Source organism: Pseudonocardia sp. ICBG162 (assembly GCF_020496225.1).
Taxonomy (GTDB): domain Bacteria; phylum Actinomycetota; class Actinomycetes; order Mycobacteriales; family Pseudonocardiaceae; genus Pseudonocardia; species Pseudonocardia alni.
Genome location: NZ_JAHLJD010000023.1, coordinates 163,993 through 186,247 on the forward strand (window position 1 = coordinate 163,993; position 22,255 = coordinate 186,247).

The following is a 22,255-nucleotide window of genomic DNA, read 5'->3' on the forward strand; positions in this document are numbered from 1 at the left end:
CAGCGTACGGGTCTCAGCGCTGCCCGAGTGTGACGGTCACGGTGAGCGGTCGTCCCTGACGGATGAGACCGACCGGGACCTGCTCGCCGGGGGCGTGTTCGCGGACGGCGACGACGAGCTCGTCGGCACTGGCGATGGGGCGCCCGGCGACGTCGACGACGACGTCGCCGTCGGCGATCCCGGCCGCGGCCGCCGGTCCCCCGGCGACGACGTTCTGCACCTGGGCGCCGTCGGTGGCGCCGTCGGTGACCGAGCGGGCGTTGACGCCGAGGTCGGCGTGCGCCACGCGGCCGGTGCGGATGAGCTCCTCGGCGATGGCGCGGGCGTCGTCGATCGGGATGGCGAAGCCCAGGCCGATCGAGCCGCCCTGGGCCCCGGACTCGGCGCTGCCCGCGCTGCGGATCGCGGTGTTGATGCCGACGACGGCGCCGGTCGCGTCCACCAGCGGGCCGCCGGAGTTGCCGGGGTTGATCGCGGCGTCGGTCTGCACGGCGTCGATCACCGCGTCGCCCGCACTGCCCTCGGGGTCGAGCCGCACCGGGCGGTCGACGGCCGACACGATCCCCGTCGTCACCGTGCCCGCCAGGCCGAACGGCGACCCGATCGCGATCACCGCGTCGCCGACGGCGAGCTCGCCGGAGCGGCCGATCGCGGCGACCGTCGGGTTCGCGACGGGCACCTTGACCACCGCGAGGTCGGTCATCGGGTCCGCGCCGACCACGGTGGCCGGGACGCGGGAGCCGTCGGAGAACAGGGCCTCGATGGTGCCCTGGCCGGGTCCGGTCGCCGGCGCGACGACGTGGTCGTTGGTGAGCACGTAGCCCGCGGGGTCGATCACGACGCCGGAGCCGTTGCCCGCCTGGTTGCCGACGGTCACCTCCAGCGAGACGACCGCGGGCAGCACCCGCGAGGCGACCTCCGACACCGAGCCGGGCGGCCGTTCCCGGGCGGGCTCGGTCGCGCTCAGCACCGCTCCGGGGCTGGTCAGGGCGCCCGCCGCGGCGGCGGTCCAGTGCCCGACCAGGCCGCCCGCCGCACCGACGACGAGCGCGAGCACGCCGAGCAGCGCCAGCGCGCGCGGCTGCACCCGCTTGCCGAACAGGACCTCGCGGACGCTGAGCCGGGGCCCGTCGGGCCGGGGACCCTCACCGGGGTCGTCGCCGTCGCCGGGGGGTGGGGCGGCGACGACCGGCGTGCCCGGGTCGCGCCACGGGTCGCCGGTCGAGCCGCCGGGCCAGAACGGGTCCTGCTCGGCGCTCTGCTCACCCCCGCGCAGCGCGTCGCCCGAGGCACCGGGCGGACGCTGCAGACCACCGGCGGGGTCGCCGTCCGGGGCACGGTCCGGGCGGCCGAATGCGCGGGCGACCGCGGCGGTCGGCGGGGGCACCGTCGGCAGCGACCCGTTCGACCCGAGGTGCGACGACGGCGGCGCGAACGAGCTGCCGACGCCGTCCGGGCGGCCGAACGCGGCCTGTTCGCCGGGGTCGGTCGCGGGGCGGTCCAGCGGGCGGGGGCGCAGCCGCGGCGGGGCGGAGCCGGGGGCCTCCGGGTCGGCCGCGCCGTCCGGGCGGGCGCCGCGGTCGTCGCTCACCGGGTCACCCCGGAGCCCGGGGAGACTGCTCCCGACGATCGATCAGCCGGCACGGCGTCCACCCAGTACACCCGCACAGCCTGCCCGGCGGGCGGTGAAGTCGGTGTATCGGTGACGCGTCAGGGCGTCGGGGAGATGTCGGCGTCACCGGTCGGCGTGGCCGAGGTCGTCGGCGACAGCGGCGCCCCGGTCGAGCCCACCGTGGTGGCGGCCGGGAGGGCCGTCCGCCGCGACGAGGCGGGCACCGGGGTGGCCGCGAACCGGGCGACGGCCGCGGCACCCGGGCCGGGCACGGTCGGCCCGGTCGGGGTGCCGGTCGTGGCGGCGGGCAGACCGAACGCGAGCGCGCCGAGCGCCAGCCCGGACACGGCGGCGCCGGTGCCCAGACGCACCCGTCGCGACCGGCTGGCGCGACGGCCGTGGTCGCCCTCGACCGGCGCCGGGCGCAGCACCGACACGAGCTGGCCGTCCGGGGTGAGCGACAGGCCCGCCGGCGGCGGGGGCAGCTCGGTGTCCTGCGGGATCGCGCGCAGCGTCGACATCAGTGACGGCGGCAGCGTGGGGGCGTCGGCACCGCGCAGTGCGGTGCGGGCCCGCCGCTGCTCGGCGACCTCCACCGCGCAGTCGGGGCAGCGCTCGAGGTGGCGGGTGGCGCGGTCGTGCGGACCGGCGGCCAGCTCGTCGTCCACGAAGGCGACGACCGCCTCGAGCGTCAGGTGGGTCGTCCCCCAGTCCGGGGGGACGACCTGGAAACGCCGTCGCTCGGTCACGGAACCAACTCTGCCACCGGACCGCGGTCGGATGCCACCGCCTGCTCCTCCGCCGCGGCCGCACGGTGCCGCTCCAGCGACGCCCGCAGCGCGGTCCGGCCCCGGTGGATGCGGCTGCGGACGGTGCCGAGCTTCACCCCGAGGGTGGCGCCGATCTCCTCGTAGGACAGGCCCTCGACGTCGCACAGGACGACGGCGACCCGGAAGTCCGGGGGCAGCTCGTCCAGCGCGGCCTGCAGGTGCGGGTCGAGGTGGTTGATCGCGAACACGGTCTCGGGCTCGGGGCCGCCGCCCGGGAGACGGTCGGTGTCCTCGGGCAGGCCCTCCATCCGCAGCCGGGCGCGGCGGCGGACCATGTCGAGGAACAGGTTCGTGGTGATGCGGTGCAGCCAGCCCTCGAAGGTGCCCGGCTTGTAGGACGCCAGGGACCGGAACACCCGGATGAAGGTCTCCTGGGTGAGGTCCTCGGCGTCGTGCTGGTTGCCGGACAGGCGGTAGGCGAGGCGGTAGACGCGGTCGGCGTGCTCCCGGACGACCTCGTCCCAGGTGGGCGGGGTCCAGTCGGCACCCTCACCGGGGCGGGTACCGGCGGCGGCGTCCCGGAACGGGGCGTCGTCGGTTGCGCGAGGGGCGGACATCGGGGCGGGCACCTCCGTGGGTCGCGACCGTGTCGTGGTGTCGATCGGCCGCGAGACTTCGTTCGTTGCAGCACAGACTGCCCGCCACCCATGAGGAGGATGTGAAACCCGTCTGAGAGAAGTCTGTGAAATCGTCCCGCGGGGCTCCGGCGATAATCTTGTTCCATGAGCACACCCGCGGGGGCGGCCGCGTACGCCGAGGGCTACCTCGCCGAGGACGACGCGTGCGGCGAGGCCCGCGCACTGGGCACGGCGGCGGGCGCGCACCCCATCTCCGCGGCGGGCGGGGCGGCGCTGTCGGTGCTGGCCGCGACGATCTCCGCGCGGGCCGTCGTCGAGATCGGGACCGGGGCCGGGGTGAGCGGGCTGTACCTGCTGCGCGGCATGGCCGGCGACGGGACGCTGACCACCATCGACGTCGACCCGGAGCTGCAGCGCTCGGCCCGGCGCACCTTCCTCGCCGCCGGGTACGGGCCCGGGCGCGCGCGGCTGATCAACGGGATGGCGCTGGAGGTGCTGCCGCGGCTGACCGACGGCGGCTACGACCTCGTCGTCGCCGACGCCGTCCCCGCCGAGTACCCCGGCTACCTGGCCGAGGCGATCCGGCTGCTGCGCCCCGGCGGGGTGCTGGTGCTGGAGGGTGTGCTCGACGGCGGCCGGGTCGCCGAGCCCGGTGCCGCGCACGGCCCGGGCACGGCCGCGCTGCGCGAGACCGCCGCCCTGGTCCGCGACGACGAGCGCCTGCTGTCGGCGCTGCTGCCGGTCGCGGACGGGATGCTCTGCGCCGTCCGCAGGTGACCTCGGCACCCCGGGTGAGCGCTACTGCGCGGTGACGCCCTTGCCCAGGACGACGACGCCGCCGTTGGAGACGGTGTAGCGGCTGCGGTCCAGGTTCAGGTCGACGCCGATCAGTGCGCCGTCGGGGACGACGACGTTCTTGTCGAGGATCGCCCGCCGCACCACCGCGCCCCGGCCGATCCGGGCACCCGGCAGCACGACCGAGTCCGAAACCTCCGCGCCGCCCGACACCGACACGTTCGGGCTGATCACCGACCGGCGCACGATCGCCCCGGAGATGATCGTGCCCGCGCCGACGATCGAGTCCTGCGCGATGCCGCCCTCGACGAACTTCGCCGGCGGCAGCGCGGGCACCGCGGTGCGGATCGGCCAGCGCTGGTTGTAGAGGTTGAAGATCGGGTGCACCGAGACGAGGTCGGTGTGCGCGTCGTAGTAGGCGTCGATGGTCCCGACGTCGCGCCAGTAGCCGGCGTCGCGCTCGGTGGCGCCGGGGACGACGTTGTCGGCGAAGTCGTAGACGTGCGCGTCACCCTTGGCGACCAGCGCCGGGATGATGTCCCCGCCCATGTCGTGGTCGGAGTCGGCGTTCGCCGCGTCGGCCTTCAGCGCGTCGAGCAGGGCCTCGGTGGTGAACACGTAGTTGCCCATCGAGGCGAAGGTCACCTCGGGGTCGTCCGGCACGTGCGGCGGGTCGGACGGCTTCTCGAGGAACTCGGTGATGCGGCCGGTCTCGTCGGAGGCGATGCAGCCGAACGCCTTCGCCTCGGCCCGCGGCACCCGGATCCCCGCGACGGTGACGCCCGCGCCGGACTCGGCGTGCTGGGCGATCATCTGCGCCGGGTCCATCCGGTAGACGTGGTCGGCGCCGAACACGGCGATGTACTCGGGCTGGTCGTCGTAGACCAGGTTGAGGCTCTGGAAGATCGCGTCCGCCGAGCCGGTGTACCAGCGCCTGCCGAGCCGCTGCTGGGCCGGGACGGTGGTGATGTACTGGTCGAGCACCGACGACAGCCGCCACGTCGTCGAGATGTGCCGGTCCAGCGAGTGCGACTTGTACTGGGTCAGCACGCACAGCCGGTCCATCCCGCAGTTCACGAGGTTGGACAGCACGAAGTCGATGAGCCGGTAGTTGCCACCGAACGGGACGGCGGGCTTGGCACGGTCCGCGGTGAGCGGCCAGAGCCGCTTCCCCTCGCCACCGGCCAGCACGATGCCGAGAACCCTTCCGGGAAGACGTCCGGACGCGGTCGGTCGCATGGCGTGAACACTAGTGGGCGCCCGGTGGCGGGGCCATACGTCCGGCCCCGCCGGGCAGGGTCGGACCGGATCGGACGCAGCGACCGCCCGGCGGACTCCTCGCGCCGCGTCCGCCCGCCCCGGTAGCGTCCCGGCCCGTGCGCGTCGGCCTTCTCACCCGTGAATACCCGCCCGCCGTCTACGGCGGCGCCGGAGTCCACGTGGGACATCTCGTCCCCGCCCTACGGGAGCTCGTCGACGTCGACGTGCACTGCTTCGCCGAACCGGGCAGCGACACACCGGCCGACGCCCGCGCGCACTCCGCGCCGCCGCTGCCGGACGGGGCGAACGCCGCGCTGACCACGCTCGGGGTGGACCTGTCGATGGCCGCCGAGCTGGAGCGCTGTGACGTGCTGCACTCCCACACCTGGTACGCCAACATGGCGGGCCACATCGGCGGCCTGCTGCACGGACGCCCGCACGTGGTGACCGCGCACTCGCTGGAGCCGCTGCGGCCGTGGAAGGCCGAGCAGCTCGGCGGCGGGTACCGGCTGTCGTCGTGGGTGGAGCGGACCGCCTACGAGGCGGCGGACGCCGTCATCGCGGTCTCCCACGGCATGCGCCGCGACGTGCTGAACGCCTACCCGGCGATCGACCCGGACCTGGTGCACGTGGTGCACAACGGCATCGACACGCAGTTCTACGCGCCCGACCCGGCGCGCGACGCGCTGCTCGCCCACGGCGTCGACCCGGACCGGCCGCTCGTGGTGTTCGTCGGCCGGATCACCCGGCAGAAGGGCCTCGGGCACCTGGTCGCGGCGGCGCACCGGTTCGACCCGTCGGCGCAGGTCGTGCTGTGTGCGGGCGCCCCGGACACGAAGGAGATCGCGGCCGAGACCGAGCGGGCGGTGGCGGAGCTGTCCGCCTCGCGCGACGGCGTCGTGTGGATCCAGCGGATGCTCGCCACCGCCGAGGTCCGCCAGCTGCTGTCGGCGGCGACGGTGTTCGTGTGCCCGTCGGTCTACGAGCCGCTGGGCATCGTGAACCTGGAGGCGATGGCCTGCGGCACGGCCGTGGTCGCCTCCGACGTCGGCGGGATCCCGGAGGTCGTCGACGACGGCGTGACCGGCCTGCTCGCGCACTACGACCCGGCCGACACCGCCGCGTTCGAGGCGGCGCTGGCGGAGGGGGTCAACGCACTGGTCGCGGACCCGCGGCGGGCCGCGACGATGGGCGAGCGGGGCCGGGAGCGCGCGGTCGCCGAGTTCGCCTGGGCCGAGATGGCCCGGCGGACGCTGGAGATCTACGAGTCGGTGACCTGAGGCCCGTCGCCGGGCCCCCCGGGTACGACGACGGCGGGACCGGTTCCCCGGCCCCGCCGTGTCGTGTCCGTTCGGTCGGCCGTCAGCCGACGGTCGACTTCAGCGCCTCACTGAGGTCGGTGGCCTCGTCCGGGGTCATCTCGACGACGAGACGCCCGCCACCCTCGAGCGGGACGCGCATCACGATGCCCCGGCCCTCCTTGGTGACTTCCATGGGCCCGTCGCCGGTGCGGGGCTTCATCGCGGCCATTCGTCCGTCCTCCGTCAACATCCACAACTGTCGTTCCCCGGTGCGCGCTCGGGGCACGCGCCGACCGTGGGACCACATTGTCCCCCATCACCGGCGTCGAGGTGCAACCGAGGCGATCACGGCTCGGCAGCGATACCCGCGGCGTTCACGCAGCGCAACGGCCCGGCGACGCTACGGCGACCCCGGTCCGGTCCCCCGCGGGTCCTCCGGGGCGGCCCCGGCACGCCAGCAGTACGCGACGTGGTCGTCGACCAGACCGGTCGCCTGCATGAGCGCATAGCAGGTGGTGGGACCGACGAACCGGAAGCCGCGCTTCTTGAGCGCCATGGACAGCGCCGTCGACGCGGGCGTGGAGCCGGGGACGTCGGACAGCCGTGCCGGGCGCGGGTGGTCGGCCGGGTCGGGCGCGTAGGAGGCGAGGAACGCACCGAGGTCGTCACCGGCGTCGAGGAGGTCGAGCACGGCGCGGGCGTTGGAGATCGTGGCCTCGATCTTCATCCGGTTGCGCACGATCCGGGCGTCGCCGAGGAGGCGGGTCACGTCGTCGTCGCCGAAGCGGGCGACCGTGTCCGGGTCGAAGCCGGCGAAGACCTCGCGGAACGCCGGACGCTTGCGCAGCACGACGATCCAGGACAGGCCGGACTGGAACCCCTCCAGGCTCATGCGCTCGAACCAGGCCGCGGTGCCGTGGACGGGGCGGCCCCACTCGTCGTCGTGGTAGGCGACGTAGTCCGGTGCCGAGAGCGCCCAGTCGCAGCGGGGGCGGTCGTCGTGGGCCGCGGGATCGGGCGATGTCACCGGCCGGCCCGGTAGCGGTCCTCGGTCCGCTCGGCCATCCCGCGCAGCGAGTGCGCGACCCCGGCCCGGAACGCGGGGCGCACCAGCGGCCAGCCGAACCGGCCGAGCGCACCGAGCGGCAGGTCGAGCAGCTCGGTCCACAGGAACCGCGACCGCGCCGGGCCCAGTCCGACGACGGCGAACACGCCGTCGCCGCGGATCACGGTGCCGGTGTGGGTGACGACGATCCGCCGCTCCCCCGTCGCACCGGCGGGCGGTTCGGTCCACTCGGTGACCCTCATCGTGTCGGCGACGCCGAGCGGCCCGACCCCGGTGACCGCGCGCAGCTCGGTGCCGACCGAGCGGCCGTCGCCCGCGGTGATCTCGACGGTCGTGCCGAGCATCCAGTCCGACTGGCCCTCGAGGTCGGAGACGACCTCCCACAGGACGTCGGCGGGCACGTTGACGTCGACCGGGACCGTCAGCTCCACCCGGCCGCCACCGACCGGCCGCACGCCCGGGGTGCGGTCGCCGACCCCGCCGTCGCGGCCGTCGCCGCTCCTGCCTGCGGTACCGCCGTCACCACTGCCGTCGTTGCTCGTCACCCGGGTCCTCCTCGGCGCGCATCCGCGCGATCGTCGCCTCCAACCGGGCCACCCGGTCGGCCAGCTCGTGCCGGTCGGTCCGGACCCGGTCCAGCTCGCCGGCCAGCCGGTCGAGTGCCCAGTCCACCTCAGCCATCCGGTATCCGCGCAGCACCTGCTGGAAACGCAGGTCACGGACGTCGGTTCCGGAGACATCGCGGGCGGGCAGCCGGGTGGGTGTCGCGTCCGGGGCGAGCGGGGCGAGTTCCTCCCCGCGGCCGAAGACCGCGGCCGCCAACACGAAGACCAGCGCGGCGACGCCGGCCAGGACGAGCACGTACGCGAGGGCGGTCCCCATGCCGCCATCTCATCACGCCGGTCCGACGACGGGTCTCACCCCACGCGGGCGGCGGGTGCGACCACCGGCTCGGCGGACCCTCCGTCGCGCACCCGGCCTGGTGGGGGCCGGTCCACCTGGCGCAACGGACGGGTCTCGGTGCGCCATCCCGTCTCCGCGCCGTGCCCGGTGCGGACGTGGCCGGGGAGGACGTCGTCGGGGAGGAACGCGGTGAGCCCGGCGCCGGAGTCCTCGACCCCGCAGCGGGCCAGGGCCGTGGCGAGGACCTCGCGGGAGGTGCGGCCGAGCTCGTGCAGCGGGCGGTTGCGGTGCCGGCGCACGCCGAGGTCGGCCTGCGCGATGGCCGCGGTCCCGCCGACGACGGTGTCGGCGTCGGTGTCGAGCAGCAGGCCGATGTCGACGCCGTAGCCGGTCGCGAACGGGAGCCGGTCGAGCAGCTCGCGGGTGGCGGCGTACTCACCCCCGATGGGCTGGCGGACGTGCCGCAGCCCGGGGCGGAGCGCGGCGAGCAGGGGGCGGGCGAGCAGCTCGGTGACGCGGCCGCCCTCGTGCCCGCTCGCGTCGTCGGGGCCGCCGGCACCACCGGGGCCGGTGAGCGGGCGCCGGTGGTAGCCCTTGACCAGCGCGGTCCCGGGCCGGGTGAGCAGCGGCGCGAGGAGCCGTTCGACGAGCTCGGGGTGCGGGTCGACGAGGTCGGCGTCGACGAAGCAGACCAGGTCGGCCGGGCGCGGCCCGTTCCCCAGGGCGACGACGGCGCGCCACATCGCCTCACCCTTGCCCGGCAGCACCGGGACGCCGGGCACCGCCCGCTCGCGGCCGAGCACCCGTGCCCCGGCCGCGGCGGCGCACTCCGCGGTGCGGTCGGTGCTCCCGGAGTCGAGGACGACGAGGTCGTCGACCAGCGGGGACGGGCCCTCGCACAGCCGGGTCAGCCCCGCGACGAGCGGACCGACCGTCGCCTCCTCGTCCAGGGCGGGCAGGACGACGGCGATGCGACGGCCGTCCTTGCGGGCGGCGAGCCGGGCGGAGAGGGTCACGGGCTCAGGTGAGCGGACGGGCGCACTCGTCGAGCGCCGCGCCGGCCAGCCCGGCGGGGTCGGCCGGAGCGGAGTCGTCGCCGCGGACCTGGCGCAGCCGCTCGATCGGGGCCCGCGAGGCGAACCCGCGGTCGGCGAGGCCGGCGACCCAGTCGACGAGGCCGTCCCAGTGGCCGTCGGGGTCGAGCAGCACGACCGGCTTGCCGTGCAGGCCGAGCGACCCGGCCGTCCAGACCTCGAACAGCTCCTCGCAGGTCCCGATGCCGCCGGGCAGCGCGAGGAACGCGTCGGCGCGGTCCTCCATCTGCTGCTTGCGCTCGCGCATGCTCTCGACGACGAGCAGCTCGTCGCTGTCGTGGTCGGCCCACTCGCGCTCGACCATGGACCGCGGGATGACCCCGACGGTGCGGCCGCCGGCGTCCCGGGCGCCGGCCGCGACCGCACCCATCATCGACTTGCGGCCCCCGCCGGACACCAGCGTCCAGCCGCGGGCGGCGACCGCACGGCCGACCTCCCGGGCGAGGTCGAGGTAGTGCGGGGCGACGCCGTCGGAGCTGGCGCAGTAGACGCAGACGGCGAACCCGGGCTCCGGACCGGCCATCAGTGCGTCTCCTCCCAGGCGTGGTAGGCCTCGTTGACCACGTCGACGGCGTCGTCGATGTCGTCGGTGACGTGCAGCAGGTCGAGGTCCTTCTCGCCGATCTTGCCGTCGGCGAGGACGGTCTTGGCGATCCAGTCGTAGAGGCCGCCCCAGTAGTCGCTGCCGAGCAGGACGACCGGGAACTTGGTGACCTTCTTGGTCTGCACCAGGACGAGCGCCTCGAACAGCTCGTCGAGCGTGCCGAACCCGCCGGGCAGGCAGACGAACGCCTGCGAGTACTTCACGAACATCGTCTTGCGGGCGAAGAAGTAGCGGAAGTTGATCCCGAGGTCGACCCACGGGTTCAGGCCCTGCTCGAACGGCAGCTCGATGCCGAGCCCGACCGAGAGCCCGCCCGCCTCGGAGGCACCGCGGTTCGCGGCCTCCATCGCGCCCGGGCCGCCCCCGGTGATCACGGCGAACCCGGCTCCGGCGAGCCGCGCCCCGAGCTCGCGGCCCAGCTCGTACTCCGGGGAGCCGCCCTGCGTGCGGGCCGAGCCGAACACGGTCGCCGCGCGCGGGAGCTCGGCGAGCATCCCGAACCCCTCGACGAACTCGGCCTGGATCCGCAGCACCCGCCACGGGTCGGTGTGCACCCAGTCGGCCGGGCCACGCGAGTCGAGCAGCCGCTGGTCGGTGGTGGTCGGCTCGATGCTGCGTTCGCCGCGCAGCACCACCGGGCCACGCTGCTTCTCGGGCTGCTTCTCGTGCAGCGTCCGGGGATCGGCGTTCTCGTCGGCCATGGCGATCACGGTATTCGGGCGGCGACGACCCGGCCCCGCCGGTGGGGTCGTCGGCGCTGTCGTCGGCGCTGTCGTCGGCGCGGGCCCGGCCGGCCGGCTCCGGTCAGGCGGGGTGGCCCGCGAGGTAGCGGCGCAGCACCGCGGTGCAGGCGGTGATCGCGTCCTCGGCGACGTGCTCCTCGCGGGTGTGGGCGAGGTTCGGGTCGCCGGGCCCGTAGTTGACCGCCGGGATACCCAGCGCGGCGAAGCGGGAGACGTCGGTCCAGCCGTACTTCGCCCGCGGCACGGCCCCGGTCGCGGCGACGAACTCCGCGGCCGCTGGCGCGGACAGGCCCGGCAGCGCACCCGGCGAGAGGTCGGTGACGACGAGCGGGAACCCGTCGAACACCTCCCGGACGTGCTCGACGGCCTGCTCGGCGGACCGGTCCGGGGCGAACCGGAAGTTCACGGTGACGACGCACTCGTCGGGGACGACGTTGCCCGCGACCCCGCCGCCGATCCGCACGGCCTGCAGACCCTCGCGGTACTCGCAGCCGTCGATGTCCACCCACCGCGGCCGGTACGCCGCCAGCCGCGACAGGATCTCCCCGGCCCGGTGGATCGCGTTGTCCCCCAGCCACGACCGCGCCGAGTGCGAGCGTCGTCCCGAGGTCCGCAGCTCGACGCGGAGGGTGCCCTGGCAGCCGGCCTCGAGGGTGCCGTCGGTGGGCTCGCCGAGGATCGCGAGGTCGGCGTCGAGCCAATCCCGGTGCTCGCGCTCGATGCGGCCGAGCCCGTTGCGCTCCGCCTCGATCTCCTCGCAGTCGTAGAAGACCAGGGTGAGGTCGTGGCGCGGCTCGGCCAGCGTGGCCGCGAGGTGCGCGAAGACGGCGTCGCCGGACTTCATGTCCGAGGTGCCGCAGCCGTGCACGATCCCGTCGGCGCGGCGCGACGGCACGTTGTCCGCGATCGGCACGGTGTCGATGTGCCCGGCCAGCAGCACGCGATGCGGACGCCCCAGATCGGTGCGCGCGAGCACCGCGTCACCGGACCGCAGCACCTCCAGGTGCGGTGCCTGGGTCCGCAGCGCGGCCTCGAGCGCGTCGGCGAGGCGCTGCTCGTCCCCGGACACACTGGCGATGTCGACCATCGCGGCGGTCAGGGTCACCGGGTCGGACGTGAGGTCCAGCGCGGGCAGCGTCGTCGTCACCGGCCCGACGCTACCGACCCGCCCGGGCGCCCCTCCCCCGCGACCCGGCCGTCCCCGGGCACCCCGGACCGCCCCGTGGCGCCGGATCGACGTCCCGGCCCGGTGCCGCGGCGCCGGGGGTGGCTCCTTGGTCGTCGCTTTGCTCTGCTCACCGATACGCAGCACGGGCCCACAGGCACTTCTCACGCCCCTCCCGTCGGCCCCGGAACCGGGCAGGGTCGGGGCCTGAACGGGCTCCGTTCGCCTCCTGGGGGCGTCCCCGGGCCTCCCCGCTGCGTATCGGTGAGCAGAGCAAAGCGACGCACGGACGGCCACCTCCCGGACGGCCGCTCGGGCCGCGGGCCCGCCGTCTCGATCATCACCGGCACCGGCGACGGCCCGGGTGTCCACAAGTGTGCGAGTTGTCCACAGGTTCGCAGGTCACCGGTGCATTCCGGGCTCGCGGACGCAGGGTCGGTGCATGGACATCATCGAGGGCGACCGGTTGCCCGCGGAGCCGCCGCCGGCGCCTGTCGACGTCGTCGTCCCGGATCTGTCCGGCCTGGTCCGGCGGGTGCGGCGCAGCGCGGACCTGTCGCAGCGGGAGCTCGCGGAACGGACGGGGCTGGCGCCCTCGACGATCGCCCGGATCGAGAGCCGGTCGCTCGCGCCGGCGCTGGACACGCTGGCCGCGATCCTGTCGGTCGCGGGGCTGCGGCTGGTCGTCGTCGACGCGGAGAACCGGCGGGTGCCGCCGATGGAGGACCCGCCGGGTGAGCTGCGGGACGGGGCGGGGCGCAGGTTCCCGTCGCATCTGGACGTGATCCTCGACCCGCTGCCCGGCGAGTGGTGGGGCGACCGGTACGGCTGCGCCCGACCGCCGGAGACGTTCCACCGGGATCGGCCGCTGCGCGACGCGATGCGTCGGCGCAGCGTGTGGGAGGTGCGGGTCGCGCAGTTCCGCACCGTGCCACCACCGCCGACCATCGAGCACTGGATGCTGATGCAGGCCCGGTGCCGGGCGTGTGGTCGGCTGCCCGACCCACTACCGCCGCCGTTCGCGCCGACCGCGGTGCTCCGCTATCTGCAGGCTGCGGCCCTGCTGCTCTCGGTACGGGCAGCCGATCATGAGGACGTGTCCCGGCGCACCCACCGCGGCGCGCCGTGGGCGACGGCGGGACGGTAGGTTCGGGGCCCGTGAGCACCGAGTACCGCCGCGAAGGCGCTTCCGGAACCGGCCTGGCCACGGTCACGACCGACGGCACCGTCCTCGACGTCTGGTACCCGGCGCCGGTGCTGGCCGGGGGCGCGTCCGACGACGCCGTCGACCTGGCGCCCCTCGTCGGGACCGACGAGCTGCGGGGGGTCCGCACCGAGGTCGTGCGCACCGAGATCGCCTCGCTGGCCGACGCGCCCGCCGACGCCGCCGACGTCTACCTGAGGCTGCACCTGCTCAGCCACCGCCTCGTCCAGCCGCACCAGGTGAACCTCGAGGGCCAGTTCGGGCTGCTCACCAACGTCGTCTGGACCAACCACGGCCCGTGCCCGGTGCCCGGGTTCGAGCTCACCCGGGCGAAGCTGCGCGGCCGCGGCCCGGTGACCGTCACCCACGTCGACAAGTTCCCGCGGATGGTCGACTACGTGATCCCCGCCGGCGTCCGCGTCGGTGACGCCGACCGCGTCCGGCTCGGCGCGCACCTCGCCGAGGGCACGACCGTCATGCACGAGGGCTTCGTCAACTTCAACGCCGGCACCCTCGGTGCGTCGATGGTCGAGGGCCGGATCTCCGCCGGTGTCGTCGTCGGGGACGGCTCGGACGTCGGCGGCGGCGCCTCGATCATGGGGACGCTGTCCGGTGGCGGCAAGGAGGTCATCTCGATCGGCCGCCGCTGCCTGCTCGGCGCGAACGCGGGCCTGGGCATCTCCCTCGGCGACGACTGCGTGGTCGAGGCCGGTCTCTACCTCACCGCGGGCACCAAGGTCACGCTGCCCGACGGCAGCACCACCGCGGCGCGCGAGCTGTCCGGCCAGAACGGGCTGCTGCTGCGCCGCAACTCCGTGTCCGGCGCGGTCGAGGCGCTGGCCCGCACCGGCGACGGCATCGCCCTCAACGCCGCGCTGCACGCCAACTGACGGCCCGGCAGCGGTTCGCGGCGGAACGACCCACAGAAGCAGGACGGCAGGGACATGGTGGGTATGGACGGGGCTGCGCAGCCTCCGGGGAACCTCTACGGCGCCGCGGACCTCGGTGAGCCGCTGACCGCGGGACCGCAGGACCCGGCGGTGGCGCACGTCCGCGCGCTGCTGGACAAGCGGCTGCGCGCGATGCTGCGGCACGAGCCCGGTGTGCGCGACGGGTCCGAGATCGAGGACCTGCACCAGATGCGGGTCTCCGTGCGGCGGATGCGGGCGGCGCTCAAGGCCGCCCGCCCCCTGCTCGACCACACCTGGGCGGACCTGCTGCGGGCCGAGCTCGGCCGGCTCGGCCGGGCGCTCGGCCCGGTGCGCGATCTCGACGTGATGATCGACCGCCTCCGCGGTGAGGTGGCCACGCTGCCGTCGGCCGAGCTGGCCGCCGGTGAGCGGCTGGTCGCGGTGCTGGAGGCCGAGCGGGTCGGTGCGCGGGCCGAGATGCTCGACGAGCTCGACTCCGACCGGCACGCGGCACTGCGTCGCTCGCTGGTCGAGGCCGTCTCCGCTCCGCTGCCGGAGCCGCCGGAGGAGGTCGCGCGCCCCGAGCTGATCGAGCTGGTCCGGGCCGAGACCCGCAAGCTCGTCAAGGCGGTGCGCCGGGCCGGGCCGAACCCGCCCGACATGACCCTGCACGACCTGCGGATCCGCACCAAGCGGCTGCGCTACACCGGTGAGCTCGTCGAGCCGGCGATGCGCGACGAGAACGGGTCCCGCACCGACGACGCCCGCCAGGTCCGCCGGATGCTCAAGGCCGCCGCCGGGCTGCAGGAGGTCCTGGGCGACCACCAGGACGCCTGCGTCGCCGAGCACCGCATCCGCGCCCTGCTCGACGAGCTGGGCCCCGGCCCCGACGCCCACGAGGTCTTCGTCGGCGGCCGGCTGGTCGAGCGCGAGCGGGCCCGCGCCGAGGCGCTGCGCGACCAGTGGTGGGCCGCGTGGGAGCACCTGGCCGAGCAGGCCGAGGCGCTCTGAGACGGCGCCCGCTCAGCGCGGGCGGTCCCCGATCCGGACCACGGCGACGCCCTGCAGCACGGCGCCGATCAGGAGCAGCCCGATCGCGGGCGGGAACCCGGCGGAGTCGATGACCACACCCATCACCAGCGGCCCGATCCCGGCCGAGAAGTAGCCGATCCCGAGGCCGAAGCCGCTCACGGCGGCGCTGCGGGCCGGGGTCGGCGTCCGCCACGCGATCACCGTCAGCCCCAGCGGGAACCCGGCGCCGACGCCGATGCCGATCAGGACCGCCCACAGCCACGGCAGCGGCGTCCCCGGTGCGGGGGCCAGCAGCACCCCGAGCGTCCCGGCGGCCGAGCTGACCACGGTCAGCGCCGCCCAGAACCGCCACCGGCGTCGGCGCTCGGCCGCGGCCGGGAACAGCAGGGCCGCGGGGATCTGGGCGATGCTCCACGCCGCGAGGAGCAGCCCGGCCGCCTGCGGTGACCAGCCCTGCGACTCGTAGAACGGGGACAGCCAGGTCAGCCAGCCGTAGAAGATCGTCGACGAGCCCGCCAGGTAGCAGGCGATGCGGCGGGCGAACGGGTCGTGACGGACCCGGACCTCCTCGGCGACCGACGGGCCGTCGTCGGCCGCTCCCGGGGCGCCCGCGGAGGGACGGGCGTGACCGATGCGGCTCGCGACCGGCGCCCACACCGCGACGGCGAGCACCGCGGGCACGGCCCACACCGCGAGCGAGAAGGACCAACCGCCCAGGGCGACGGCCAGGGGCACCGCGACGGCGGAGGCGACCGTCGCACCGATCATCATCGAGACGACGTAGGCGCCGGTCACCGCGCCCGCCCGCTCGGCCAGGTGCTCCTTCACCACCCCGGTGAGCAGCACCCCTGACACCCCGATGCCGAGCCCGACCAGCACCGAGCCGCCGACGAGCGCGGGCAGCGCCACGACCGACCGCAGCAGGCTGCCCACCCCGATCGTCGCGACGGCGACACCGAGCAGCCGCTCACGACCGACCCGGGCGGCGACGGCGGCGGCGCCGAACGAGCCCGCCGACATCATCAGCACCGCACCGGCCTGCACCAGCCCGGCCGCGCCCGCCCCGATCCCGAGGTCGGCCCGCGCGGTCTCCAGCAGCGGCGGGTACCCGGCGAGCCCGGCCCGCAGGTTGACCGCGAGCGCGAGCACCCCGAGCAGGACCAGCGCGGGCCGGACGACCGGCCGGGACCGGGCCGCGGGGGCCTCGGGCCCGGCGTCACGGGGCGCACCCGGACCGCCGGGACGCGGTGCCTGCATTCGACGGCTCCTTCGCCTGCCGGGTTCACCGGATCGCTGCGCCGGCGTCGTCGCTACCGGGCCGATCCTCTCCCGGGGTCCTTGCTCATCGCAACGACCGTGGGGTTCAGGCCGCGCCGAGCCGCTCGACCGCGGCGTCGATCCGCTCGTCCGGCGCGGTCAGCCCGACCCGGACGTGCCGGGCGCCCGCGGGACCGTAGAACTCGCCGGGAGCGACGAGGATCCCCAGGCCGGCGAGCCGGTCCACGGTCTCGCGGCACGGCTCGTCCGCGCTCGCCCACAGGTAGAGCCCGGCCTGCGAGTGCTCGATCGTCAGCCCGGCCTTCTCCAGCCCGGCCCGCAGACGGGTACGACGGGCGTCGTAGCGGGCGGCCTGCTCGGCGACGTGGGCGTCGTCGGAGACGGCCGCCTCCAGCGCGGCCTGCACCGGGCGCGGCACGATCATGCCGGCGTGCTTGCGGACCTCCAGCAGCCCCGACACCAGCGCCGGGTCCCCCGCGACGAACCCGGCGCGGTACCCGGCCAGGTTCGACACCTTCGACAGCGAGTGGACCGCCAGCAGCCCGGTGGTGTCGCCGTCGCAGACGTCGGGGTGCAGCACCGACCGCGGCGCCGGGTCGGCGTCGCCGGGCAGGCCGAGGTAGCACTCGTCGGAGGCGACGACGGCGCCCCGCTCCCGTGCCCAGGTCACGACCTTGCGCAGGTGCTCGACCGGCAGGACCCGGCCGGTCGGGTTCGACGGCGAGTTCAGCCACACCAGCCGGACCCGGGCCGGGCCCGCGGCGGTGAGGCCGTCGGAACGGACGTGCCCGGCCCCCGCCAGCCGCGCCCCGACCTCGTAGGTCGGGTACGCGAGCTCCGGGATGACGACGGTGTCGCCCGCGCCGAGGCCCAGCAGCGTCGGCAGCCACGCGACCAGCTCCTTGGAGCCGATCGTGGGCACCACCGCGGCCGGGTCGACCCCGGACACGCCGAAGCGCCGCTGCAGCGAGGCGACGACCGCCTCGCGCAGCGACGCCGGGCCGTGCGTCGTCGGGTAGCCGGGCTCGGCGGCGGCCGGCCCGGCCAACGCGTCGCGCAGAACCCCGGGGACCGGGTCCACCGGGGTGCCGACCGACAGGTCGACGATGCCGTCCGGGTGCGCCGCCGCGCGCTCACGCGCACCGGTCAGCGAGTCCCAGGGGAAATCGGGGAGGTCGAGCCTGCTCACTCGTCGTGTTCCTGCGGGGGCAGGCTCTTCGCCGGCTCCACGTCACGGTCGACCTTGCCCAGCTTCGAGGCGCCGCCGGGCGAGCCCAGCTCGTCGAAGAAGTCCACATTGGCCTTGGTGTAGGCGGCCCACTGGTCGGGGACGTCGTCCTCGTAGTAGATGGCCTCGACGGGGCAGACCGGCTCGCACGCACCGCAGTCGACGCACTCGTCGGGGTGGATGTAGAGCATCCGTCCACCCTCGTAGATGCAGTCCACCGGGCATTCCTCGATACACGCCTTGTCGAGCAGGTCGACGCAGGGTTCGGCGATCACGTAGGTCACTTCGGTGGTCCTCCACTCGGAGCAGCGGGCACCCGGAGATCATGTGGTGGCGGGGCGCCCGGTCAAACTGGGACGCCCGCAGGTTAACCCGCGCCCCCCGGCGGGGCAGGAGTGAGGTGGTCGGCTTCATGCTCGACGAGCTGGCAGGACGGCGGGTGGCCCTGCGCCACCGCATCGCGCCGGAGGGCGCACCGGGCCCCGGACTGACCGACGCGGTCGGTGAGCTGGAGCCCGACGGGCCCGACGCCGTCGTCGTCCACACCCGGTCGGGGCCGGTCCGGGTGCGGCGCGACGCTGTCGTCGCCGTCCGGGAGGTGCCGCCCGCCCCGGCCCGGCGGGCGTCCCGCGCGGCGGTGGACCGGCTGGAACGCGTACGGGCGGCGGCCTGGCCGGCACCGGTCGTCGAGGAGCTGGGCGGCTGGCTGCTGCGCGCGGCCGGCGGCTGGACGCGGCGGGCGAACTCCGCGCTCGCCCTCGGGGACCCGGGGATGCCGGTCGACCACGCCCTGGAACGCGTGCGGGAGTTCGCCGGGCGGCACGGCATCGCCCCGGCGGTGCAGGCCCCGGTGGACGCGCCCTGGTCGAACCGGGTGGCCGAGGCGGGCTGGGTGCGGGCCGACAGCCCGGGGACCTGCACCGTGCTCGTCACCCGCGCCGCGTCCGACGGCCCGGCGCCGCCGTGGCCCGCGACGCCCGGACCGGACTGGTGGGCCGCCCAGGGCGAGCCGGAGCCCGGGCCCGGCGCGCCCGCGTGGGCGGTGCTGACCGGGGTGCTGCGTCCCGGGGAGCAGAGCACAGCGACGAGCACGGACCCCGTCGAGGTCGGGTTCGGCACGCTCCGGGACGCCGACGGGACGCCGGTCGCGTCGGTGCGCGCCGCCGTCGTCGACTCCCACGTCTACGTGTCACGGCTGTGGGTCGTCCCGGCCGCGCGGCGCGGCGGTCTCGCGGCCCGGCTCACCGGACAGGCGCTGTCCTGGGGCGCGGCGCACGGGGCGCGGCACGGGATGCTCGACGTCGCCGACGACAACACCGCCGCGCTCGCCCTCTACCGCGGCACCGGCTGGACCGACCACCACCGCTACCACTACCTGGTTCCCCCGGATCCGGCCTGACCGGAGGGTCAGGGGCTCAGGCGAACCCGCGGCGGAGCAGCCAGGCGCGGGCCTGCTTGGCGGCGCGCTTGAGCCCCGACCACTCCCCCAGGTACTTCCCGACGACGCCGACGACCGGCAGCAGCCCGAGCCACTGGTGGTAGAAGCGGCCGTGCGGACGCTTGTCGAGCTCGTCCTCGACGCCCCACAGGGCCCGTCCGAGACGCCACACGGCGCTGCCGACGCGCTTGAGCGTGGCCCGCTTGCCGTCGCCGGCGAGATCACCGGTGAGCTCCTCGGCGCGGGCGTCGGCGTCGGCGTCCTCGGCCGCGGTGAGTTCCCGGGCGGCGAGGTCGAGCTCGCGCTGGAACAGCACCGACGCCAGCAGCTCGACGAGCCGGTCCTCCGAGCGGACGCCGTGCTCGCCCGCGATCGCGACGAGCAGTAACCCCTCGCCCGCCGCGCCGACGGCGTCGGACACCGGCAGGGTGCGGGCCAGTGCCCCGCCCAGGCCGGGGATCGCGGCGATCAGCGTAGTGAACCGGCCGACCCGGTAGACCCACCAGTCGGTGCGGGCGGGGACGTCCATCGCCGCCCAGGCCGAGGTGCCGGGGACCTTCACCGACGCCAGCGCGTCGAGGATCTTGTCGGCGAGCGAGCGTTCCTCGTCGGTCGCGTCCTCCGGACGGTCCGAGCCGGGCGTCACCCGGGCCCGCAGGCCGAACGGGTCGGACTCGCGCAGCCCCTCGAGCACCGGCCGGGTGGCCCGCACGAACGGGCGCAGGACCCGCACCAGGTCGTCGTCGGAGATCGTCATCGGGTCACCCTCCGGGTGTCGCGGCTGTCCGCCAGCCGGTCGAGCGCCCTGCGGAACGACACGACGCCGGTGACGGCACCGGCGACGAGCAGCAGCAGCGACTCCCAGTTCACCGGGAGCAGGAGGTCCCCGCCCGGGCCGAAGAAGCCGAGCACGAGCACCGCCGCGAACCACACGACCAGCGGGGCGGCCGCACCCGCCGGAGTCGGGAGGATCTCGGTGGCCGTGGTGTGGATCAGCCACGGCAGCGAGACGACCACGATCACCGTGCCCAGCGGCACCGGGACCGGCCCGATGTAGAGCATCTGGAACATCAGCTCGAAGGCCACCAGCAGCAGCGAGATCACCAGCAGCACCAGCGCGAGCGGGAGCCTCGTCACGTCGCTCACCCGTCGACCCCCTCGAACAGATCCGACTCCGTCGTGCCGGGCGGCGCGCCGGCGAGCACGTACTCCTCGACCCCCAGCAGCGGCTGGACGATGCCGTTGCTCATCGCGAACGCGACCCAGCCGTCGCCGCCGCGGACGTCGATCTGGGTGGCGTGCGCCCGCATCGCCGCGACCCGCTCGTCGTCGTGGGCGTCGACGTCGACCCGGGTGGTGACGGCGGCGGCGTCGTGGCCGGGGTGCTCGTCGGGCTCCGGCCAGCGCAGCCCGGTGCGGTCCGGGTCCCCGCCGAGCGCGGAGAGCAGCTCGGTGAGCCCGTCGTCGAGCAGCGCGCTCGACCGCACCGCGAAGTACAGCTTGGCGACGACGTCCGGGCGCGCCCCCGCCGCGGCGACGACCAGCTCGTGCGCGCGGACGTGGTCGGGATGGCCGTAGCTGCCGTCGGAGGCGTAGGAGACCAGCACCTGCGGGCGGACCTCGTCGATGATCTCCAGCAGCTGCGCGAGCTGGGTGCCGAACGGCTCCGGGGCGGCGAACGCCCGCGGGTGCAGCTCCGGCGGGAGCGCGGCGCGGGTGCCGTGCCCGGCCAGCACCATGCCGGAGTCGCGCCAGCGCCCGGGGCCGCCGAGCCAGCGGTGCCGGGGCCCGCCGAGGGCGGCCAGCGCGGCGTCGAGCTCGCGGATGCGGTAGCCGCCGAGCTGGTCACCGCGGTCCGGGGCGAGCTCGGCCAGCTCCGGACCGATCACCTCGCCCTCCTCACCGAGGGTGCAGGTCACCACGGTGACCTCGCAGTCGGGGTCGGCGGTGTAGCGGGCGATGGTCCCGCCGGTGGTCAGGGTCTCGTCGTCCGGGTGGGCGTGGACGAGCAGGAGGCGACGAGCAGGCACGCCGGGAGCCTACGGGGCGATGATCGACCCCGCCGCGGCGTGGGGGACGACGGGCAGCGGGAACTCCGCCGCCTCCCCCGTCGCCGGGGGGAACGTGATCGTCGCGCCGGTCAGCGGGACGGTCGGGACAGCGGTCCCGGCCAGCCCCGCGGGTTCGACGCCGTCGCGGACCAGCAGGTCGCCCAGGGCCGCGATCATCGCGCCGTTGTCGGTGCACAGCCGGGGCACGGGCACCCGCAGGGTGATCCCGGCACCCGCGCAGGCGCGCTCCATCTCGGTGCGCAGCACCCGGTTCGCCGCGACCCCGCCGACCATGAGCAGGGTGTCCGCGCCGCGCTCGGCGCACGCCCGCAGCGCCTTGCGGACCAGGACGTCGACGACGGCCATCTGGAACGACGCGGCGACGTCCGGGACCGGGACGGCGCGGCCCGCGTCCTGGGCGGCCTCGACGTGCCGGGCCACGGCGGTCTTGAGCCCGGAGAAGGAGAAGCCGAACGCGGCGTCGCGCGGGCCGGTCATCGGGCGCGGGAACGCGATCGCGGCCGGGTCGCCGTCGAGTGCGGCCCTCGAGACCGACGGACCTCCCGGGTAGGGCAGCCCCAGCAGCCGGGCGACCTTGTCGAAGGCCTCCCCCGCCGCGTCGTCGACGGTGTCGCCGAGGTGCTCGACGGGGTCGCGGGCCAGGTCGCCCAGCGCCAGCAGCGAGGTGTGCCCGCCGGAGACGATCAGGCAGACGCAGCGGTCGGGCAGCGGCCCGTGCTCCAGGACGTCGACGGCGGCGTGCCCGGCCAGGTGGTGCACCCCGTAGAGCGGCACGTCCAGCGCCGCCGCGTACGCCTTGGCCGCCGCGACGCCGACGTGCAGCGCGGGCGACAGCCCCGGCCCCGCGGTGACGGCGACGGCGTCGACGTCGGACAGCGACACCCCGGCCGCCTCGACGGCGGCGCGCACCATCGGCGTCACCGCGCTCACGTGGGCGCGGGCCGCGACCTCCGGGACCACACCGCCGAAACGGGCGTGCTCGTCCGCCGACGACGCCAGCCCCTCCCCGAGCAGCACCCCGTCCCGGACGAGACCGGCACCGGTCTCGTCGCACGACGTCTCGATCCCCAGAACCAGCGACACGCCACCCAGTTTCGCACCGGGTGGCGTGTCGTGGCCGTGGGGTCCTGCTCGGACGGGT

General features: G+C 75.5%; 25 protein-coding genes. 6 read left to right on the forward strand and 19 right to left on the reverse strand.

All coding sequences use genetic code 11. The features are described from left to right. Positions 1 to 13 precede the first annotated feature (13 nt). From KPL60_RS23045 to sigE, 3 genes are all read right to left on the reverse strand, one after another. Positions 14 to 1,591, reverse strand: coding sequence for a S1C family serine protease (locus tag KPL60_RS23045; protein WP_226367171.1), 1,578 nt, complete (start codon positions 1,589 to 1,591; stop codon positions 14 to 16). 119 nt (positions 1,592 to 1,710) lie between these two features. Continuing rightward, a complete protein-coding gene (locus tag KPL60_RS23050) occupies positions 1,711 to 2,361 on the reverse strand; it encodes an anti-sigma factor (protein WP_226355309.1) in 651 nt (216 codons plus the stop codon). Next, positions 2,358 to 2,999: an RNA polymerase sigma factor SigE gene (gene sigE, locus KPL60_RS23055; RefSeq protein WP_062400471.1), complete on the reverse strand. Its 642-nt coding sequence runs from the start codon at positions 2,997 to 2,999 to the stop codon at positions 2,358 to 2,360. The genes KPL60_RS23050 and sigE overlap by 4 nt, the downstream gene beginning before the upstream one ends. A gap of 165 nt (positions 3,000 to 3,164) precedes the next feature. Between sigE and KPL60_RS23060 the strand changes: the two genes are divergently transcribed. Continuing rightward, on the forward strand, positions 3,165 to 3,797 hold the full coding sequence (locus tag KPL60_RS23060) for an O-methyltransferase (RefSeq protein WP_226355308.1): 633 nt from the start codon (positions 3,165 to 3,167) through the stop codon (positions 3,795 to 3,797). Positions 3,798 to 3,818: 21 nt separating this feature from the next. Here the strand turns inward: KPL60_RS23060 and glgC are convergent, their stop codons facing one another. Beyond that, a complete protein-coding gene (gene glgC / locus KPL60_RS23065) occupies positions 3,819 to 5,054 on the reverse strand; it encodes a glucose-1-phosphate adenylyltransferase (protein WP_208819300.1) in 1,236 nt (411 codons plus the stop codon). Between the two features lie 137 nt (positions 5,055 to 5,191). Here glgC and glgA point away from each other — a divergent pair, with 137 nt between their 5' ends. Next, positions 5,192 to 6,355: a glycogen synthase gene (gene glgA / locus KPL60_RS23070; RefSeq protein ID WP_226355307.1), complete on the forward strand. Its 1,164-nt coding sequence runs from the start codon at positions 5,192 to 5,194 to the stop codon at positions 6,353 to 6,355. Positions 6,356 to 6,437: 82 nt separating this feature from the next. Here glgA and KPL60_RS23075 read toward each other — a convergent pair whose 3' ends face one another. The 8 genes from KPL60_RS23075 to dapE form a co-directional block, all read right to left on the reverse strand. After that, entirely contained in the window at positions 6,438 to 6,605 is a 168-nt protein-coding gene (locus KPL60_RS23075) for a DUF3117 domain-containing protein (protein ID WP_010241564.1), read from the reverse strand. Between the two features lie 171 nt (positions 6,606 to 6,776). Continuing rightward, positions 6,777 to 7,403: a DNA-3-methyladenine glycosylase I gene (locus KPL60_RS23080; RefSeq protein WP_226367172.1), complete on the reverse strand. Its 627-nt coding sequence runs from the start codon at positions 7,401 to 7,403 to the stop codon at positions 6,777 to 6,779. Beyond that, entirely contained in the window at positions 7,400 to 7,987 is a 588-nt protein-coding gene (locus tag KPL60_RS23085; protein WP_308016813.1) for an SRPBCC family protein, read from the reverse strand. Before KPL60_RS23085 ends, KPL60_RS23080 begins: the two co-directional genes overlap by 4 nt. Further along, positions 7,962 to 8,324 carry a DivIVA domain-containing protein gene (locus KPL60_RS23090; RefSeq protein WP_226367173.1) on the reverse strand — a complete coding sequence of 121 codons (363 nt, stop codon included), beginning with the start codon at positions 8,322 to 8,324 and terminating at the stop codon, positions 7,962 to 7,964. Before KPL60_RS23090 ends, KPL60_RS23085 begins: the two co-directional genes overlap by 26 nt. Positions 8,325 to 8,359: 35 nt before the next feature. After that, the gene (locus KPL60_RS23095; RefSeq protein WP_226367174.1) at positions 8,360 to 9,361 is read right to left on the reverse strand and encodes a glucosyl-3-phosphoglycerate synthase; all 1,002 of its coding nucleotides are present in this window, start codon (positions 9,359 to 9,361) and stop codon (positions 8,360 to 8,362) included. A gap of 4 nt (positions 9,362 to 9,365) precedes the next feature. Then, complete coding sequence (locus KPL60_RS23100; protein WP_226355303.1) at positions 9,366 to 9,962, reverse strand: TIGR00730 family Rossman fold protein; 597 nt, start codon at positions 9,960 to 9,962, stop codon at positions 9,366 to 9,368. After that, complete coding sequence (locus tag KPL60_RS23105) at positions 9,962 to 10,744, reverse strand: TIGR00730 family Rossman fold protein (protein ID WP_226355302.1); 783 nt, start codon at positions 10,742 to 10,744, stop codon at positions 9,962 to 9,964. Before KPL60_RS23105 ends, KPL60_RS23100 begins: the two co-directional genes overlap by 1 nt. A 103-nt stretch (positions 10,745 to 10,847) precedes the next feature. Beyond that, positions 10,848 to 11,921: a succinyl-diaminopimelate desuccinylase gene (gene dapE / locus KPL60_RS23110; RefSeq protein WP_226367287.1), complete on the reverse strand. Its 1,074-nt coding sequence runs from the start codon at positions 11,919 to 11,921 to the stop codon at positions 10,848 to 10,850. A gap of 472 nt (positions 11,922 to 12,393) precedes the next feature. Between dapE and KPL60_RS23115 the strand changes: the two genes are divergently transcribed. The 3 genes from KPL60_RS23115 (at position 12,394) to KPL60_RS23125 (ending at position 15,077) form a co-directional block, all read left to right on the forward strand. After that, positions 12,394 to 13,098: a helix-turn-helix transcriptional regulator gene (locus KPL60_RS23115; RefSeq protein ID WP_226367175.1), complete on the forward strand. Its 705-nt coding sequence runs from the start codon at positions 12,394 to 12,396 to the stop codon at positions 13,096 to 13,098. 11 nt (positions 13,099 to 13,109) lie between these two features. Next, positions 13,110 to 14,045, forward strand: coding sequence for a 2,3,4,5-tetrahydropyridine-2,6-dicarboxylate N-succinyltransferase (gene dapD / locus KPL60_RS23120; RefSeq protein ID WP_226367176.1), 936 nt, complete (start codon positions 13,110 to 13,112; stop codon positions 14,043 to 14,045). Positions 14,046 to 14,108: 63 nt separating this feature from the next. Beyond that, positions 14,109 to 15,077, forward strand: coding sequence for a CHAD domain-containing protein (locus tag KPL60_RS23125; protein ID WP_226367177.1), 969 nt, complete (start codon positions 14,109 to 14,111; stop codon positions 15,075 to 15,077). Between the two features lie 12 nt (positions 15,078 to 15,089). Here KPL60_RS23125 and KPL60_RS23130 read toward each other — a convergent pair whose 3' ends face one another. The 3 genes from KPL60_RS23130 to fdxA form a co-directional block, all read right to left on the reverse strand. Next, the gene (locus tag KPL60_RS23130) at positions 15,090 to 16,355 is read right to left on the reverse strand and encodes a CynX/NimT family MFS transporter (RefSeq protein ID WP_226367178.1); all 1,266 of its coding nucleotides are present in this window, start codon (positions 16,353 to 16,355) and stop codon (positions 15,090 to 15,092) included. Positions 16,356 to 16,461: 106 nt separating this feature from the next. After that, on the reverse strand, positions 16,462 to 17,565 hold the full coding sequence (dapC, locus tag KPL60_RS23135) for a succinyldiaminopimelate transaminase (RefSeq protein WP_226367179.1): 1,104 nt from the start codon (positions 17,563 to 17,565) through the stop codon (positions 16,462 to 16,464). Continuing rightward, positions 17,562 to 17,888, reverse strand: a complete 327-nt coding sequence (gene fdxA / locus KPL60_RS23140; RefSeq protein ID WP_020626080.1) for a ferredoxin — start codon at positions 17,886 to 17,888, stop codon at positions 17,562 to 17,564. The genes dapC and fdxA overlap by 4 nt, the downstream gene beginning before the upstream one ends. Before the next feature lie 116 nt (positions 17,889 to 18,004). Here fdxA and KPL60_RS34840 point away from each other — a divergent pair, with 116 nt between their 5' ends. Further along, positions 18,005 to 19,003: a GNAT family N-acetyltransferase gene (locus KPL60_RS34840; RefSeq protein ID WP_226367180.1), complete on the forward strand. Its 999-nt coding sequence runs from the start codon at positions 18,005 to 18,007 to the stop codon at positions 19,001 to 19,003. Positions 19,004 to 19,019: 16 nt separating this feature from the next. Here the strand turns inward: KPL60_RS34840 and KPL60_RS23150 are convergent, their stop codons facing one another. The 4 genes from KPL60_RS23150 to tsaD are packed head-to-tail and all read right to left on the reverse strand — an operon-like array spanning position 19,020 to position 22,197. Continuing rightward, positions 19,020 to 19,799 carry a hypothetical protein gene (locus KPL60_RS23150; protein WP_226367181.1) on the reverse strand — a complete coding sequence of 260 codons (780 nt, stop codon included), beginning with the start codon at positions 19,797 to 19,799 and terminating at the stop codon, positions 19,020 to 19,022. Next, positions 19,796 to 20,188 carry a hypothetical protein gene (locus KPL60_RS23155; protein WP_226367182.1) on the reverse strand — a complete coding sequence of 131 codons (393 nt, stop codon included), beginning with the start codon at positions 20,186 to 20,188 and terminating at the stop codon, positions 19,796 to 19,798. Before KPL60_RS23155 ends, KPL60_RS23150 begins: the two co-directional genes overlap by 4 nt. Next, on the reverse strand, positions 20,185 to 21,072 hold the full coding sequence (gene mshB, locus KPL60_RS23160; protein WP_226367183.1) for an N-acetyl-1-D-myo-inositol-2-amino-2-deoxy-alpha-D-glucopyranoside deacetylase: 888 nt from the start codon (positions 21,070 to 21,072) through the stop codon (positions 20,185 to 20,187). Before mshB ends, KPL60_RS23155 begins: the two co-directional genes overlap by 4 nt. A 9-nt stretch (positions 21,073 to 21,081) precedes the next feature. Then, on the reverse strand, positions 21,082 to 22,197 hold the full coding sequence (gene tsaD / locus KPL60_RS23165) for a tRNA (adenosine(37)-N6)-threonylcarbamoyltransferase complex transferase subunit TsaD (protein WP_226367184.1): 1,116 nt from the start codon (positions 22,195 to 22,197) through the stop codon (positions 21,082 to 21,084). Positions 22,198 to 22,255: the final 58 nt, after the last annotated feature.

Coding starts and splice junctions, on each gene's coding strand:
- sigE (WP_062400471.1), bottom strand. CDS start 2,999: ATGTCCGCCCCTCGCGCAACCGACGACGCCCCGTTCCGGGACGCCGCC.
- KPL60_RS23150 (WP_226367181.1), bottom strand. CDS start 19,799: ATGACGATCTCCGACGACGACCTGGTGCGGGTCCTGCGCCCGTTCGTG.
- KPL60_RS23105 (WP_226355302.1), bottom strand. CDS start 10,744: ATGGCCGACGAGAACGCCGATCCCCGGACGCTGCACGAGAAGCAGCCC.
- KPL60_RS23115 (WP_226367175.1), top strand. CDS start 12,394: ATGGACATCATCGAGGGCGACCGGTTGCCCGCGGAGCCGCCGCCGGCG.
- KPL60_RS23125 (WP_226367177.1), top strand. CDS start 14,109: ATGGACGGGGCTGCGCAGCCTCCGGGGAACCTCTACGGCGCCGCGGAC.
- KPL60_RS23130 (WP_226367178.1), bottom strand. CDS start 16,355: ATGCAGGCACCGCGTCCCGGCGGTCCGGGTGCGCCCCGTGACGCCGGG.
- KPL60_RS23060 (WP_226355308.1), top strand. CDS start 3,165: ATGAGCACACCCGCGGGGGCGGCCGCGTACGCCGAGGGCTACCTCGCC.
- KPL60_RS23075 (WP_010241564.1), bottom strand. CDS start 6,605: ATGGCCGCGATGAAGCCCCGCACCGGCGACGGGCCCATGGAAGTCACC.
- KPL60_RS23090 (WP_226367173.1), bottom strand. CDS start 8,324: ATGGGGACCGCCCTCGCGTACGTGCTCGTCCTGGCCGGCGTCGCCGCG.
- glgC (WP_208819300.1), bottom strand. CDS start 5,054: ATGCGACCGACCGCGTCCGGACGTCTTCCCGGAAGGGTTCTCGGCATC.
- KPL60_RS23100 (WP_226355303.1), bottom strand. CDS start 9,962: ATGGCCGGTCCGGAGCCCGGGTTCGCCGTCTGCGTCTACTGCGCCAGC.